The 14933-nt window shown below is 39.1% G+C and carries 12 protein-coding genes; 9 read left to right on the top strand and 3 right to left on the bottom strand.

Annotated elements, in window-relative coordinates:
• Positions 1 to 27: 27 nt before the first annotated feature.
• The 3 genes from dnaG (at position 28) to WAE64_RS03200 (ending at position 3453) form a co-directional block, all read left to right on the top strand.
• Positions 28 to 2007, top strand: coding sequence for a DNA primase (dnaG, locus tag WAE64_RS03210; RefSeq protein ID WP_340234520.1), 1980 nt, complete (start codon positions 28 to 30; stop codon positions 2005 to 2007).
• 30 nt (positions 2008 to 2037) lie between these two features.
• Positions 2038 to 2445: an alternative ribosome rescue aminoacyl-tRNA hydrolase ArfB gene (gene arfB / locus WAE64_RS03205; protein ID WP_340234518.1), complete on the top strand. Its 408-nt coding sequence runs from the start codon at positions 2038 to 2040 to the stop codon at positions 2443 to 2445.
• Between the two features lie 108 nt (positions 2446 to 2553).
• On the top strand, positions 2554 to 3453 hold the full coding sequence (locus WAE64_RS03200) for a PE-PGRS family protein (protein WP_340234513.1): 900 nt from the start codon (positions 2554 to 2556) through the stop codon (positions 3451 to 3453).
• Positions 3454 to 3533: 80 nt separating this feature from the next.
• On the opposite strand, the gene hslU is transcribed toward WAE64_RS03200, so the two are convergent.
• Positions 3534 to 4928 carry an ATP-dependent protease ATPase subunit HslU gene (gene hslU / locus WAE64_RS03195; protein WP_340234511.1) on the bottom strand — a complete coding sequence of 465 codons (1395 nt, stop codon included), beginning with the start codon at positions 4926 to 4928 and terminating at the stop codon, positions 3534 to 3536.
• 423 nt (positions 4929 to 5351) lie between these two features.
• Here hslU and WAE64_RS03190 point away from each other — a divergent pair, with 423 nt between their 5' ends.
• On the top strand, positions 5352 to 6827 hold the full coding sequence (locus WAE64_RS03190; protein ID WP_340234508.1) for a Gfo/Idh/MocA family protein: 1476 nt from the start codon (positions 5352 to 5354) through the stop codon (positions 6825 to 6827).
• A gap of 147 nt (positions 6828 to 6974) precedes the next feature.
• On the opposite strand, the gene WAE64_RS03185 is transcribed toward WAE64_RS03190, so the two are convergent.
• Complete coding sequence (locus WAE64_RS03185; RefSeq protein WP_340234506.1) at positions 6975 to 7652, bottom strand: NUDIX domain-containing protein; 678 nt, start codon at positions 7650 to 7652, stop codon at positions 6975 to 6977.
• A 38-nt stretch (positions 7653 to 7690) separates the two neighbouring features.
• On the opposite strand from WAE64_RS03185, the gene WAE64_RS03180 reads away from it, so the two are divergent.
• From WAE64_RS03180 to WAE64_RS03160, 5 genes are all read left to right on the top strand, one after another.
• Entirely contained in the window at positions 7691 to 7915 is a 225-nt protein-coding gene (locus WAE64_RS03180; protein ID WP_340234504.1) for a DUF2905 domain-containing protein, read from the top strand.
• Between the two features lie 74 nt (positions 7916 to 7989).
• Positions 7990 to 9417 (top strand): hypothetical protein, encoded by a 1428-nt coding sequence (locus tag WAE64_RS03175; protein WP_340234502.1) that lies wholly within the window; start codon positions 7990 to 7992, stop codon positions 9415 to 9417.
• 81 nt (positions 9418 to 9498) lie between these two features.
• Complete coding sequence (locus tag WAE64_RS03170; protein WP_340234500.1) at positions 9499 to 10038, top strand: RNA polymerase sigma factor; 540 nt, start codon at positions 9499 to 9501, stop codon at positions 10036 to 10038.
• Positions 10039 to 10074: 36 nt separating this feature from the next.
• A complete protein-coding gene (locus WAE64_RS03165; protein WP_340234498.1) occupies positions 10075 to 11622 on the top strand; it encodes a hypothetical protein in 1548 nt (515 codons plus the stop codon).
• 76 nt (positions 11623 to 11698) lie between these two features.
• Positions 11699 to 12157, top strand: coding sequence for a hypothetical protein (locus tag WAE64_RS03160; protein ID WP_340234496.1), 459 nt, complete (start codon positions 11699 to 11701; stop codon positions 12155 to 12157).
• A 69-nt stretch (positions 12158 to 12226) separates the two neighbouring features.
• Here the strand turns inward: WAE64_RS03160 and WAE64_RS03155 are convergent, their stop codons facing one another.
• Positions 12227 to 14923 carry an ABC transporter permease gene (locus tag WAE64_RS03155; protein ID WP_340234494.1) on the bottom strand — a complete coding sequence of 899 codons (2697 nt, stop codon included), beginning with the start codon at positions 14921 to 14923 and terminating at the stop codon, positions 12227 to 12229.
• Between the last annotated feature and the right edge of the window lie 10 nt (positions 14924 to 14933).

Below are 14933 nucleotides of genomic sequence, written 5' to 3'. Positions count from 1 at the left end.
TATAATGTTTTTAGTAAAAATAGCTTCATGCGGATAGATCAAGATACAGTTCAACAGATTATTCAGGCTGCCGATATAGTAGAGGTAGTTGGCGATTATGTTTCTCTCAAAAAACGGGGAGCAAACATGATAGCCTGTTGTCCTTTTCATAACGAAAAAACACCTTCATTTTCTGTTTCACCATCAAAAGGTATCTATAAGTGTTTTGGATGTGGTAAAGCCGGAGATTCTGTAAGATTTGTGATGGATATCGAGGGGCTTGGGTATCCTGAGGCGCTCAGGCATCTGGCAAAAAAATACGGCATTGAGGTAAGCGAGAGAGAAGTTACCAGCGAAGAGCAACAGACCCAGAACGAAAAAGAAAGTCTATACATAGCCCTTGACTTTGCCAATAAATATTATCAGGACCAACTCTGGAAAACCCCTGAAGGCGAAAGTATAGGGCAAAGCTATTTTAAAGAAAGAGGTTTTAACCACCAGACCATCCGTAAATTTGATTTAGGGTATAGCCCCGATGGGTGGGATACTTTTACGAAACATGCCTTAAAAAATGGCTTTTCGCTTGATATTCTTGAGAAAGCGGGCTTAAGTATCATAAAAGAAGGCAAAGACCCGATTGATAGATTCAGAGGAAGGGTGATTTTTCCGATACATAATGTAGCCGGAAAAGCCATTGCCTTTGGTGCTCGTATTCTGCGCAAAGACCCCAACTCACCTAAGTACCTTAACTCGCCCGAAACGGCCGTTTACCATAAGAGTTATATTGTGTATGGTATTGCCCAAGCCAAAAACCCTATCAGGCAAGAAGAAAACTGCTATCTGGTAGAAGGTTATACCGATGTGGTTTCGCTCAATCAGGCAGGTATCGAAAACGTAGTTGCCTCGTCGGGTACTTCGCTTACCAAAGAGCAGATTCAGCTAATCAGGCGTTTTACGTCTAACGTTACGGTTTTGTACGATGGTGACGCTGCCGGTATCAAAGCTTCGTTGCGTGGGATAGATATTATTCTTGAAGAAGGGCTCAATGTAAAAGCAGTAGTTTTTCCTGACGGCGACGACCCCGACAGCTTTGTGCAAAAAGTAGGTAGCCAGGCATTTAAAGATTATGTAAAAAATACCCAGAAAGATTTCATTAGGTTCAAGACCGAAATCTCGCTTAAAGATGTTGGCAACGACCCTATCAGAAGAGCAGAGTTAATTAAAGATTTGGTTGAGACTATTTCTAAAATTCCTGATTCTATCAAACGCTCGGTATTTTATAAAGAAGTAGCTTCTTTATTAAGTATTGATGAACATATACTGATTACTGAAGGCAATAAAATTTTTCAGAAAAAGGCGCATGATTCTGAAAAAGAACGCCAGAGGCAACAGCGAGTTCAACCGCTAACAGATATTAATATTCCGGTTGATGACTTCCCTCCTATCGAACCGCCGGATTATGCATATGTAGATGTAGAACCCCAAAAAGAGCGAAGCGTTTTATCATATCATGAAGAAGAGTGTGTACGCCTGCTGGTTTGCTATGGTAGCAATGTTTTAGAAAGAAATGTAGTTGATAACATAGATTTTACGCTGACCGACTATATTTTTAACGAAATACGGGATATGCAGTTCGAAAATCAGACTTATCAGAAGATACTGAGTATATGCAGGGAATTTCATCAGAGGGGTGAAATTCCACAAACCTTGCATTTTACAAGCCACATAGATACAGAGATACAAAAACAGGCCATTGACTGGTTGTCTACGCCACACCACCTGAGCGAAAACTGGCTAAAGTTTGAGATATACGTTCCTCTTGAAGCTGATAAACTGTCTGATATGGCTTATACCAATATATTAAGGCTAAAAAAGAGTCGTTATGAAGCCGATATGGCCAAACTAGAAGCCGAATTAATAGGGGCTGAATCGTTTGAAACACAGGAGCAGATACTTATAAAAATGATGCAGCTCAAAGATGTGATTAAAAAATTGGCTAAAATGCTAGGCACTGTTGTACAAGGATAGGCTCATGTACTAAATAAAAATAGACATAAAATGATAAAAGATATAGATTTTATGCCCGAATTTGAGTTCTCGACCTCCAGAAGCGGAGGGCCGGGAGGGCAGAATGTAAACAAAGTAGAAACAAAAGTAGAATTGAGGTTTAATATACAAACCTCAACATTGTTAACAGATGTGCAAAAAGAGCGATTGCTTGAAAAGCTGCAAAGTCAGTTGGTTCAAGAATCGATTGTAGTGATTACTGCGCAGGAAAAAAGGAGCCAATTACAGAATAAAGAATTGGCAGTCAAGAAGTTTTATAAGGCATTGGAAAAAGCACTGCATGAAAACAAAAAAAGATTGGCTACAAAGCCTACAGGAGCCGCAATAGAAAAGAGATTGAAAGCAAAAAAAATAGATTCTGACAAAAAAGCAACCCGAAATCAGAAGATTGATTATTAATTAACCGTAAAATAAAAAATGTCTTACCAAGTGGCATTAAATATTTATTAATACAAATATCTTAGCCCAAGAATCGTTTTCTTTGCAGAGAATTTCACCAACAGCCGAATGAAAAAAACACTTATTTATTTATCTATTTCATTATTCTTAAGCTCCTGTGACTGGTTTAATAAGCCCGACCCCAACCCACAACCTGATGCCCTTCCTGAATACGAAACTACTCCTACAATTGCTACCCTGCCTGTTAATATAGCCAACGAAGCCTCGGGTGTTTGTGATAGCCGAAGTATGCCCGGAAACGTATGGGTTCAGGAAGATGGAGATAATCCGAACAGAATTTATTTGTTTTCGCACCAAGGCCAGTATAAAGGTGCTGTACAGATGCCTTTTCCGAATAGAGACTGGGAAGATATATCTATAGGGCCAGGGCCGGAAGACGGAAAAAATTATATTTATCTGGCAGATATTGGCGATAATCTTGCAGTATATAATAATACGTATTTTATCTATCGTTTTGTAGAACCACAGTCTTTAGGGCTAAACGTAAGTGCTTATGATAGAATAAGTTTTCAGTATCCTGACGGAAGCCGTGATGCTGAATGTATCTTGCTAGACCCTGCCACCAAAGATATTTATATTGTTTCAAAGCGTGAGTTTAATGTAAGACTTTATCGTTTGCCTTATCCACAATCTGTTACCGAAATGCAAACAGCGCAGTTTATCCAGAATTTACCTTATCAGATTATTACGAGCGGAGGTATTTCGCCCGATGGTAAAGAAATCGTGATTCGTAATTATGAAGTATTATATTACTGGTATCGTAAAGATGGCGAAAGCATTCAGCAGACACTCAGCAGGACAAGAGATAAGCTTTTACCTTACGTAAGAGAATCGCAAGGCGAAGGTTTTTGTTTTGATAAAGACGGGAAAGGCTATTTTACCAATAGCGAAACTCCCGACGGACAAACCACCCCTTCTTATCTTTATTATTTTGCTAAAAAGAAATAATAAACCCATATTTAACAACAAAGCCTTATCGGATATTCCAATAAGGCTTTGTTGTTTTCAGGCTTATAAAGCCAATTTTGTTACAGAATAAACTGACTTAAATCTTTGTTTTTAACCAGATTAGCCAGTCGCTCGTTTACTAAGTCTTTAGTGATAACAATCTGGGCATTTGCACCAATTTTATCAGGCACATCAAACATAATTTCGTTTAGCAAATGGCTCATTACCGTTTGCAAACGTCTTGCACCAATGTTTTCTACTTCGCTATTGGCATGAAACGCAATGCGAGCGATTTCTTTTAACGCTTCTGTATCAAAGCTAAGGCTTACGCCTTCTGCCTCAAGCATTGCTTCGTATTGCTTGGTAAGTGCATTTTTAGGAGCCTGCAAAATCTGGAAGAAATTCTCTTCAGTAAGGCTTTCTAACTCTACTCTAATAGGGAAACGCCCTTGTAGTTCAGGAATAAGGTCAGAAGGTTTAGCCACATGAAAAGCACCTGCTGCTATAAACAAAATGTGGTCAGTCTTTACCGAGCCATGTTTTGTATTTACTGTGCTACCCTCTACAATCGGCAGAAGGTCACGTTGCACACCTTCACGGCTTACATCAGGCCCACCGCCTTTACCGCTTGACGATGCTATTTTATCTATCTCATCAATAAAAATAATACCCAGATTCTCGGCTTTCCAAACCGCCTCTTCCTTTACCTCGTCCATGTCTATCAATTTGGCGGCTTCTTCCTCTAATAGTATTTTTCTTGCTTCAGCAATGCTTAATTTACGTTTTTTGCCTTTTTTAGGCAGCATCCCCCCTATCATTTCCTGAATGTTCATCATCGAAACATCGTCAATCGGGCCACCCATTACGCCAATTGAAGGCATACCGTTTCCTTGCACGTCAATTTCTACCTTACGGTGGTCAAGCTCGCCATTACGCAGTTTTTCTCTGAAAGCCTCACGGGTCTTTTCGTTGAGTAGATTCTCGGTATACTCTTCTACTTCCTGTTTTTTAGTTTCAACAGCGAAACCAAAATCTTTTTTGTCTTTCACAGGCGGAATCAGAATATCCAGAAGGTTATCTTCAACAGTTTCCAAAGCCTTTGCTTTTACTTCTTCTTTTTTGGCGGATCTTACCATATTTACCGACTGCTCCACAAGGTCTCTCACCATGCTTTCGCAGTCACGCCCCACATATCCTACCTCTGTAAACTTCGAAGCCTCTACCTTTGTAAATGGCGCATCAGCAATTTTTGCCAGCCTGCGGGCAATTTCTGTTTTTCCTACCCCGGTAGTACCTATCATCAATATATTGTTAGGTATTATCTCGGCTTGCATTTCCTCATTGGCGTTCATTCTTCGCCAGCGGTTTCTCAGAGCAATAGCCACATTCCTTTTCGCCTCTTTCTGGCCGATAATATACTTGTCAAGTTCTTGTACAATCTGTTGTGGTGTAAGATTTTCTATTATTTTAGCCATTAAAATATAATTCTATTTAAGTGTTCAATGTGTTTTGTATCAACAGTCAGGTTACAAATTTAGTTTTCATTCTTTCTAAAACAAAAAGCACAACTATTTTTATGATTAACGGCCTTTTGCGCTTATAAAGTTTTTTCGCTTTTAATTTATTTACGCAAATAAATAGCCATAAAATCAGTAGTCTTTCGTTAACAAAACTGAGTATAAATTATAGATACTATATACGCTAGGCCAATTCGTCTTTAATTATATAAGTAGCTCAATATTTTTTATACAAATTCTACAAAATTTATCATGTAAACAGTTTTTTTTGTAAGTTTGAGTTTAAAATCAAGCGTAAAAAATAAACTTATTAAATTGTAAAACCTTCCTGCGTTTTACTACACTTTTTAAATCTAATTTTCACTATTCAACTCTTCGATAATGCAAAACAAAAAGACAACGAACAGAAGGGATTTTATCAAAAGCGGTGCTATTGCTGCTAGTGGATTCTTTATTGTACCTCGTCATGTATTAGGCAAAGGTTTTCTTGCCCCAAGCGATAAATTAAATATTGCGGCTATTGGTGCCGGTGGTAAAGGTGGTTCTGACATTGCAAACGCTTATAATAACGGTGTAAACAATGTAGTAGCCCTTTGTGATGTTGATATGGCTCGTTGTAAAGGTAGCCTTGAGAAATTTCCGAATGCTAAGCGTTACAAAGACTATAGAGTAATGCTTGATGAAATGAAAGGCGATATTGATGCTGTTACCATTTCTACCCCTGACCATCAACACGCAGTAGCTACTATGGCTGCTATGCAATTGGGCAAACACGTGTATGTTCAAAAACCTTTGACACACGATATTTATGAAGCTCGTAAACTAACCGAAGGAGCCCGTAAATACAAAGTGGTGTCTCAGATGGGTAACCAAGGTGCATCTAACCCTACTCAAAAAATAATGATGGATTGGTTAGACAAAGGCACTATCGGGCCTGTAAGCGATGTACATATCTGGACCAACCGCCCTGTATGGCCTCAAGGAAACCCTGTACCAACAGATAAACCTGCTTTGATTGATTCAATGACTCCGCAAGACTGGGATTTGTGGGTAGGTACTGCTTCTTGGGTTGACTATCACCCACTATATCACCCATTCAAATGGCGTGGCTGGTGGAACTTCGGAACTGGTGCACTTGGCGATATGGGTTGTCACTTGATTGACCCTGCGTTCAGAGTATTAGGACTAGGCTACCCAACTGAAGTTGAATGTAGTGTTGGACAAGTATTCTTGAAAGACTGGAGCCCTGAGTATAACCCGGAAGGATGCCCTCCATCTTCAAGCGTTCAGATTAAATTCCCTGCTACCAAACGAAACAAAGTGCCTGTAACTATGTACTGGACAGATGGTGGTATTCGTCCGTTCCACCCAGAGTGGATTCCGGCAAATGAGCCACTTGCTGAGGCTGATAGTTCGAATGGTGTATTGATGATTGGTACTAAGGGTGTAATGACTTGTGGCACTTATGGTAATACGCCTAAAATCTATTTGAAAACAGGTGAGAAAATCGACCTTATGCCAAAACCAGATCCGAAAGCAGACCCTAACGCTAAACCATTGCCAGAACATGGTCACCAGGCATCATGGGCTGAGGCTTGTAAAGCAGGCTTCAACAGCAAAGAGCACAAAGCTCTTTCTTCATCTTTCGACTACTCAGGCCCACTAACTGAAACAGTATTAATGGGTAACTTGGCTATCCGTAGCTATAATCTACGTAAACCAAACGGCAGTAATGGTTTTAACTACGACGGACGTAAAAAACTACTTTGGGATGGTACTAACATGAAGATTACTAACTTTGATGAGGCCAACCAATTTGTACAACGTCAATACCGTGAAGGTTGGAAATTAGTATAATTCAACAAAGATGATTTTAATTACAGTGCCGACTCAAGTCGGCACTTTCTATAAAAATATTCCTTTGTTTTATTAGACACCCAATAAATTGGGTGTCTAATAAAACAAAAAATCCTGTCTTTTTGCGAGACAGGATTTTTTAGTTTATCAAAGCTGAGCCATCAGCGCAAAATCTTTTATTTTGGCCAGATACAGATAATTAAGCAAAAGCGCATTCGAATTGTTGATTAAACGATGCGCCTGCGCAAAAGGCAAAATATGGGTGGTTATGCGTTCAAATTCATAATCTGTACCCATTTCTTTTTCGTTCAGGTCTGCTATTTCTTCGGCCGACATCGTCAGTTCACAATAATATAGATACATGGCTTCATCGCTTGTTCCTGTACTCGGGAAAACCCTTGTCTGCGGGGTTACATCAACCAATTGCTCAGCAGTAATAGCCAATCCTGTTTCCTCTTTTACTTCTTGCACAGCAATTTCCAAAGGGGTTTTGGTATTATCAACCATTCCGGCCGGATGCTCATAAGTAAAAGCGCCCTCGGCGATTCGTCTTTGCTTTACCAATAAAAGGTGTTTCTCTTGTGTATCTTTATCAATAAGGCATACTAAAACTGATACAACCTCTCCTTTTAAGAAACATATCGGTGGTATTTTATCTCCTTCGGGCGTTTCAGCATCTAGCATCAGTAGTGTAAACAATATTTCTCCATTATAGCGGTATCTGGTATAATGCTGGTCTATCTGATTGATTTTTAATCCGTTTTCTACCAAATTCTTCTTCCAAAGCTTAAATTTGTGGGCGTCTTCGAGTTTCTCGTGGGTCATAATTAAATTATCCGGTTTTTCTGCAAAAATAGTTAGTAATGAATCAAAACACAGGAAAATATCTTATCTTCATTGGCCTTGCCGTTATTTTAATTGGTATCATCGTTTATTTCTTTGCTGACAAACTAAACTGGCTTGGTCGCCTACCCGGCGACATCCGCTACGAAAAAGGCAATACCCGCATTTATTTTCCCGTTGTTACGATGATAATTCTGAGCCTATTGCTAAATCTTGCGATTTATCTGGTAAAAAAGTTTTTATAACGATTTCAATGCAACCAAATTTTATTGCCCCACGTCTTTATTTTAGAACCGATTAGAAGATATTAAAGCTAAAGATGAAAAAACTCTACATATACCTACTCGTTGTAGGCTGTGTTTTCTCAGCTTGCGATAGCGTGAAAGATCTTCAACCAGTTGTGATTCCTGGCGAGGCAGTTCCGCAGATGGCAGTAAATGCCATTAAGCAGGGTTTTCCGGAAGCAACTCAGATAAAATTTTCGACGCTTGAAAAAGGCAAGCTATGGGAATCTAATTTTCAGTATAAAGTTGACCGCATGTCGGCTATTGTCAATAATACAGGTAAAATCACAGAAACTTATAGAATAGCTACTGGAGTACAATTACCCGACAATGCCAAAACTTATATAAATACAAATTTTCCGGGAGCTATTGTAAGAAATGTATGCCAGCAATTAGCTCTAAATCATACAACAGTTATAGGCTACAAAGTAATTGTTACGCTTACCGATGGCAAAGATATAGCCATTATTTTTGATGGTACAGGCACCCTGGTTATGGTGGCATCAAACGATAGACCAGATGCTCAGCAAATAGGCACAGGTGGCCCACCTAAAATTTATTTTATTGAGCAAAAAGATTTACCAAATGTTATAAGTACTTACCTGGAAAGTAAGCATTCGGGTTACAGTTTTGTTAAAGCGGCGGTGTCTATACAAGGTGGTACTAAACTTTACTCGGTTGTAATAAGCAAAGAACTCACAAGCTTTGAATACCTCTTTGATGAAAAAGGAAATGTACTGAGGTGGGGCACATTAGGCATTAATGCCCCTTTTAATCCACTGGAATACCGGTTATTGACCCTAAAAGATTTACCTCAGCCCATTATTGATGGGCTGAATTTGAACTTTACAGAGTGGACCTACGAAAATGGAATTGTGTTTTCGCAGAATGCCAAATTGCAAGGTTATTTTATTCTGATTACTGCTAATAGAAAGCAGTTTTCGTTGCAGTTTAATGCACACGGCGAATTTATAAAAGGAATGCAGGTGTGCGGGCCATTGGGAGCATCGAGTGGGAAATATGAAATAAAGACCATTCAGCCCAAAGACTTACCTGAAACAATTACTACACTTCTCACAGATAGATATACAGAGTTTGACTATATACAAACCTCGCTTATTACCGATAAAGGCAAAAGCATTTATTGGGTGGCTATCATCAAAGATAACTTCGCCATCAACTATTCTTTTGATGATAAAGGCAAAGTAATGAGTGTGGTAGAAACCTTGTTGAGATTTAATACAGGGCAAATTGTAGCAAAACTTATACAAGAAAGTGAGATTACCGAAAATATAAGGGCGTACATTAATACCTATTATGACAGTTGGATCTTATTGAAGGGTCTGACAAATTATGTCGACAATCAATTGTTTTCATATATATTAGTTATCAAAGCTGGCAGTGAAATTTATATTTTAAGCTTTGATGCTAGTGGCAATTTTGTGGCGGCAAGAAAAGGCTAAAGCCTGTATTGCGGTTATCGGGGCAGATAATGCTAGCCTATTTAAAACGTTATTACTAAGAACACTGCAATCCTTTTTAGAATGCCCAATGAGATAGAATTAGTACTTGGATGCCAAAGGAACGATCCCAGAGCGCAAGCCGCCTTTTATAATCTCTATAAAGGTCGGTTGTTGGGTATTTGTCGTCGGTACGCACGTACGGTTATGGAAGCCGAAGATATTTTTCAGGAGGCTTTTATTAAGGTTTTTAATAAAATTCAGGATTTGCAAAAACCTGAGTCGGTTGAGTATTGGGTAAAATCGTTGGTAATCCGAACGGCCATTGACCATTACAGGCAGAATTCGAACGAACGACAGTTTGTTGATTATCATGTACTGGAAGATACGAGCAATGCCGATATAAGCGCTATATCGCAGCTAGGCCACGAAGAAATTGTTTCGTTGATTAACGAACTTTCGGACGGCTATAGAATGGTAGTAAACTTATACTTGATTGATGGCTACGAACACAACGAAATAGCTAAAATTTTAGGTATTTCAGAGGGTACATCAAAGTCTCAGCTCTCAAGAGCTAAAGTACATTTAAGAAGAAAGCTCATTGAAATGGGTGTAACTGTTTAAAATTTAAAAGAGGTATTCCCCACTCGGGAATGTAATATGCAAGCGGAAGACGAAATAAAGAAGAAACTATCGGAAATGTTTAATAACTACGAAGCCGAACCTCAGGATGAATCCTGGGAGAAGATTCGTGCGTCTATGCAACTTTCGCAGATGTTTCAGAATTTTGAGGCTGAGCCTCAGGATGAGTCGTGGGAGAAAATCCGTGCAAGCGTAGACCTCAGCCAACGCATGAAAGAATACGAGCCCGAGCCACAAGATGACTCATGGGCAAAGATTCAGGCAGGCGTTAATCTGGCTCAGAAATTCAAAGATTACGAAGCAGAGCCGCAAGCTATAAGCTGGCTAAAAATACAAGAGGCTATTCAGCCTAAAAAACGCCGTCGTGGCATTATTGTTCCTCTATTCTACCGTATTGGCATTGCCGCTGGCCTTGTGCTGTTATTGGGTAGCTTATGGTGGTTGCTAAACAACAACGAAACCGCAAATATGACCGCCACTAAAGATAGCAATAAAAAATCAACAGCACAGCCATCAGTTAACGGAAATAAAGCCAACGAGTCTACCCCACAAGCATCAGAAAAAACAATTGATGCGCAAACAGCAGCACCAAGCAATGATAATATAGCTGCTAATACACCGACAGATAAAAATGGTGTATCAGATAGAAACAAAACTATCAGCAATAAAGCAAACACTAAAGCAGGTAATACGGCACCTTTATTGGCTAAAGATAATACCAGTAACAAAAAGAAAGTAGACTCAGCCAATAAGCCTCCTGTTTCAGATTCTGACAGTAATCAAAAAATTACTGATGATGAGAGTACGTTGGCTAATGCTAATACCGATAACAAAACAGAAACAGACTTAAAATTAGAGGAATTATCAGGTAAAGCATTTCAGCCAAAAGCAATCAGAAAACCTTTCACTGCTATTGCTTATAACGCAGAAAAACCTTTTCAGGAAAAAGAGCCGAAACAATACCGCCAAACTGTATTTTCGGCTAGCTTTATGCCTTTACAAACCTACCAGGCATTTACTGTTTTGCCTCAAAACAATGCATATATTCAACAAGTTGGCCGCCTTGATGCAATAGACAACCAACGCTTGGGTGTGCAACTCAGAGCTGGAGCTATGAAACCACTATCAAACCGTTTTTCAATCGGTGTTTCAGGCACTTATACAGGTGTACAACAGTGGGCTAACTATGAAATAAATAGTGGTGAGTATGAGGTACAAACGGCCGATAATGGCTCTTATACGCTAGTAGGTATAGGCGAGAAAGTAGCACAGAGCCAGTTTTTACAAACCCTTGGTTTAAAAGTAGATAATGCGTATCTGGTAAGCCAGAAAAAAACCAAAGTCTATGCCATAGCAGGCGCCGAAGCCGTACACGTGCTTAACAATAAAGATTTTGGATATTATGTAAATGCGTCAGTAGGTTTATCTTACCCAGTGAAAGGTGGAAAATCTATCTGGATTGAGCCTACTTTCAGATATAGTCTTTCGCAATCGTTCGATGCTAACAACTATCTAAAGATACGCCCTTACAATATCGGGCTTAATTTACGCTTCAATTTCATTTAATATTGACCTCATAATTTTTGCAATTCTCTCAAAAATCGTTTCATTTGCATCATAAACTCACATAAACGATAACACAATGAAACTTAGAATTTTTCTTATAGTATTATTATTGGTAGTCTTGGGAATATTCTATTATCTTACTGCTGGATATTATTCAAGTGGAGAAAGAGCCGGAACTATCTCGAAAATAAGTGAAAGAGGATATGTTTTTAAAACCTTAGAAGGTGTTCTGAACGAGGGAGGCTATTCAGGTGAAACCGGTACACTCACACCTCGCTACTGGGATTTTTCATGTAAATTAGATTCGGTTAAACCTAAACTACAACAAGCCTTAAAAACAGGAGAACGTGTAACGCTAAAATATCAGGAGAAATTTTTCCGTTTTCCGTGGAATGGTGAAACCAAATATTTTATAGTTGATGTAGAGTTTTTGGACGAACCACAGATACCAACTAATCTGCCATTGCCACAGCCTCAACAACAGGTAGTACCGCTACCTCCAGCCGATTCGGCAAAGCCAGATTCTACTATATAAGATTCATTATAAAGTCTATAAACGAAAAAGCGCCGCCACAAAACGGTGCTTTTTCATTGAAAACAAATACTATTCACTTCGCAAACTCTTCACAGGATTTACCAAGGCTGCTTTGATGGCCTGATAACTGACGGTCAGAATCGCTACGAATATAGCTACTACTCCTGCTAATGCAAATACCCACCATGATAAATCAACTTTATAGGCAAAATCTTTTAACCATTGATTCATGGTGTATCCGGCAATAGGCGAAGCAATAACAATGGCTAGCAAAATCAATTTCAGATAGTTTGTCAATAAAAGCGTAACAATACTGCCCACAGAGGCTCCCAAGACTTTGCGAACCCCAACCTCTTTGGTGCGCTGGTGAGTAGTAAAAGCAGCTAAACCGAATAAACCCAGACACGCAATTATAATAGCCAAACCAGCAAAAACACTAAATAACTCACCTATTCGCTGTTCAGATTGATATATGGTATTAAATCTTTCGTTTAAAAACGAATAGGCAAAAGGATTATCAGTTTCAGCCTTCCATAATTTTTCAATGCTATTTAAAAGAACAGGTAAATCGTTTGCCTGAATCCGTAATGCCAATTGTGTATTATCGCCTCCATAAAACATCACCAAAGGCGCAATGCTCTGATGCATATTTTCGAAATGAAAATCTTTTACTACCCCAACAACCGTATAAGTGCGCTTACTTCCCTCTGAGCCATCGCCTATTGTTGAAATTTGTTGACCAATCGGATTCTTAAAACCATATACTTTAGCCGCTGATTCGTTTATCAACACCGATGAACTTTCAGAAGAAGACTTTACAAAATTGCGCCCCTGCGCCAAGCGAATACCAAGCGTAGGTAGGTAGTCTTCATCAATAAAATAACTTTTGTTTCTATGCGTACCTGTTCGAGCACCGTCTCTGAACTGAATTCCATCTACGCTCTCGCGAGACGTTCCAGCAGGTAAGAAGCCTGCTAAAGATACCTTAACGACAGATGATAGGCCAGACAATTCGGTTTTAAAAGCATTTAATTTATCACCTAATACTTGCGTATCATGCAGCACCAAAACCTGTTCTTTATCAAAGCCAACCTTTTTGTTTTGTATAAAATGCAATTGTTGTTTAGCAACAATAGTGGCTATAATAATACCAATTGACACAACAAATTGTCCCGTTACTAAACTATTGCGTAACCAACCACTACGTAGATTAGCCTGCAATTTACCTTTCAGCACCGCAATAGGCTTGAAAGATGAAAGAACAAAGGCGGGATAACTCCCAGCCAATAAGCCAATGATAAGACAAGCTCCCATTGCAGCTAAGAGTAGCTGCCAGTTAAAAATTGCACTTAGTGTAAAGTATTTGCCTGTTAAATCATTGAAGCTGGGCAATAATAACACAACAAAGCCTAAAGCTAGAATTAATGCCAGAAAAGTAAGTAATACAGACTCTATCAGAAATTGACTCACTAACTGACTTTGTACAGAACCTAGAACCTTGCGGATACCTACCTCTTTTGAACGCCCAGCCGACCCAGCAGTAGATAAATTCATGAAATTAATACAGGCTAGCAACAGAATAAATACTGCAATGGCAGAGAAAATGTAGATATACTTCACATCGCTATTTGCCTCTAGTTCGTCTTCCAGATTAGAATGCAAGTGAATATCTGTAATGGGTTGAAAACTGAAGCCCATTCGGTTTCCTTTTTGCTGAAACTCAGAAAAACTGGTTCCAAAAAACTCCTTGATTTCGGCAGAAGCATATTTACTTACCAATTTCTCACTTTGTGCTACCAACTGCTGAACCGAATACCCCGAACGAAGCCGCACATAAGTATGTGCCCCACTAGCTAGCCATTTAGTACCTCTATTTACAGACTTTACAGACCCAAACATATCATAATGAAAATGTGTATTAGAAGGCACATCTTCACAAACACCTGTTACCCTAAAAAGCCCTAAGTTGCCCATTTCTAAGGTTTTTCCAATTGCGTCGGCGTCGCCAAAATATTTCCTTGCAGTTGTTTTTGTAATAACCAATGTTCTAGGTTCAGTAAGTACATTAGTCACATTGCCCTTCAACATCGGTAGTGCAAAAAAAGAGAAGAAGTTAGAGTCAACAAATGCAATGTTCTCTTCTTTAAATATACTGTTGCCATTTTTAACAAGCATATCGCTATCATCTCGTAAAAGCGTAATCGCCTCAACTCCCGGATATTCTCTTAGCAAAGCTGGCCCGGCGGGTTCACTAACATAAGCAAAATTCATGTCTTTACCATCCATCCTGAAATTCATGGTCATCCGATACATTCTGTCTGAACCAATATGGTAACTGTCATAACTAGATTCGTGTGATACAAATAATACTATCAACAGGCATACTGCCAGCCCAAGAGCCAAGCCGACAATATTAATGGCCGTAAAAGCCTTGTGTCGCCATAAATTCCGAAATGCGATGGTAAAGTAGCTTGATAACATGTGAGTAAATAAAGGAGATTTATGAGATTGCTTGTTATAACTATAGCTGTATTCGGTCTTTTTTCGCTTTATAAAGAAAGGCGTAAGGCAATGTACTACTGCCCAGATATACGCTCGTCGGGCTTTATTTAGACCAACCTTGGAAACCTGGTTGTAAAAATCTTCGTGTAGATCGCCCTGTACATATTCTAGTAGGTGTGGCGCTACAAACCATTCTAAAAGCTTGTCAGCCCAACGAGGAGGCTGTTGTTTGTGTTGAGAGGAGGATTCTTGTTGCTTTTTCATAGAAATTTAT

The organism is Emticicia soli (assembly GCF_037860775.1).
Classification (GTDB): Bacteria; Bacteroidota; Bacteroidia; order Cytophagales; family Spirosomataceae; genus Emticicia; species Emticicia soli.
This window is presented reverse-complemented; position numbering and strand designations above follow the sequence as displayed.

What these genes read in the sequence shown, in the direction of transcription:
- arfB (WP_340234518.1), top strand. Translation starts at nt 2,038, where the DNA reads ATGATAAAAGATATAGATTTTATGCCCGAATTTGAGTTCTCGACCTCC.
- WAE64_RS03185 (WP_340234506.1), bottom strand. Translation starts at nt 7,652, where the DNA reads ATGACCCACGAGAAACTCGAAGACGCCCACAAATTTAAGCTTTGGAAG.
- hslU (WP_340234511.1), bottom strand. Translation starts at nt 4,928, where the DNA reads ATGGCTAAAATAATAGAAAATCTTACACCACAACAGATTGTACAAGAA.
- dnaG (WP_340234520.1), top strand. Translation starts at nt 28, where the DNA reads ATGCGGATAGATCAAGATACAGTTCAACAGATTATTCAGGCTGCCGAT.
- WAE64_RS03180 (WP_340234504.1), top strand. Translation starts at nt 7,691, where the DNA reads ATGAATCAAAACACAGGAAAATATCTTATCTTCATTGGCCTTGCCGTT.
- WAE64_RS03155 (WP_340234494.1), bottom strand. Translation starts at nt 14,923, where the DNA reads ATGAAAAAGCAACAAGAATCCTCCTCTCAACACAAACAACAGCCTCCT.
- WAE64_RS03175 (WP_340234502.1), top strand. Translation starts at nt 7,990, where the DNA reads ATGAAAAAACTCTACATATACCTACTCGTTGTAGGCTGTGTTTTCTCA.
- WAE64_RS03165 (WP_340234498.1), top strand. Translation starts at nt 10,075, where the DNA reads ATGCAAGCGGAAGACGAAATAAAGAAGAAACTATCGGAAATGTTTAAT.
- WAE64_RS03160 (WP_340234496.1), top strand. Translation starts at nt 11,699, where the DNA reads ATGAAACTTAGAATTTTTCTTATAGTATTATTATTGGTAGTCTTGGGA.
- WAE64_RS03190 (WP_340234508.1), top strand. Translation starts at nt 5,352, where the DNA reads ATGCAAAACAAAAAGACAACGAACAGAAGGGATTTTATCAAAAGCGGT.
- WAE64_RS03170 (WP_340234500.1), top strand. Translation starts at nt 9,499, where the DNA reads ATGCCCAATGAGATAGAATTAGTACTTGGATGCCAAAGGAACGATCCC.
- WAE64_RS03200 (WP_340234513.1), top strand. Translation starts at nt 2,554, where the DNA reads ATGAAAAAAACACTTATTTATTTATCTATTTCATTATTCTTAAGCTCC.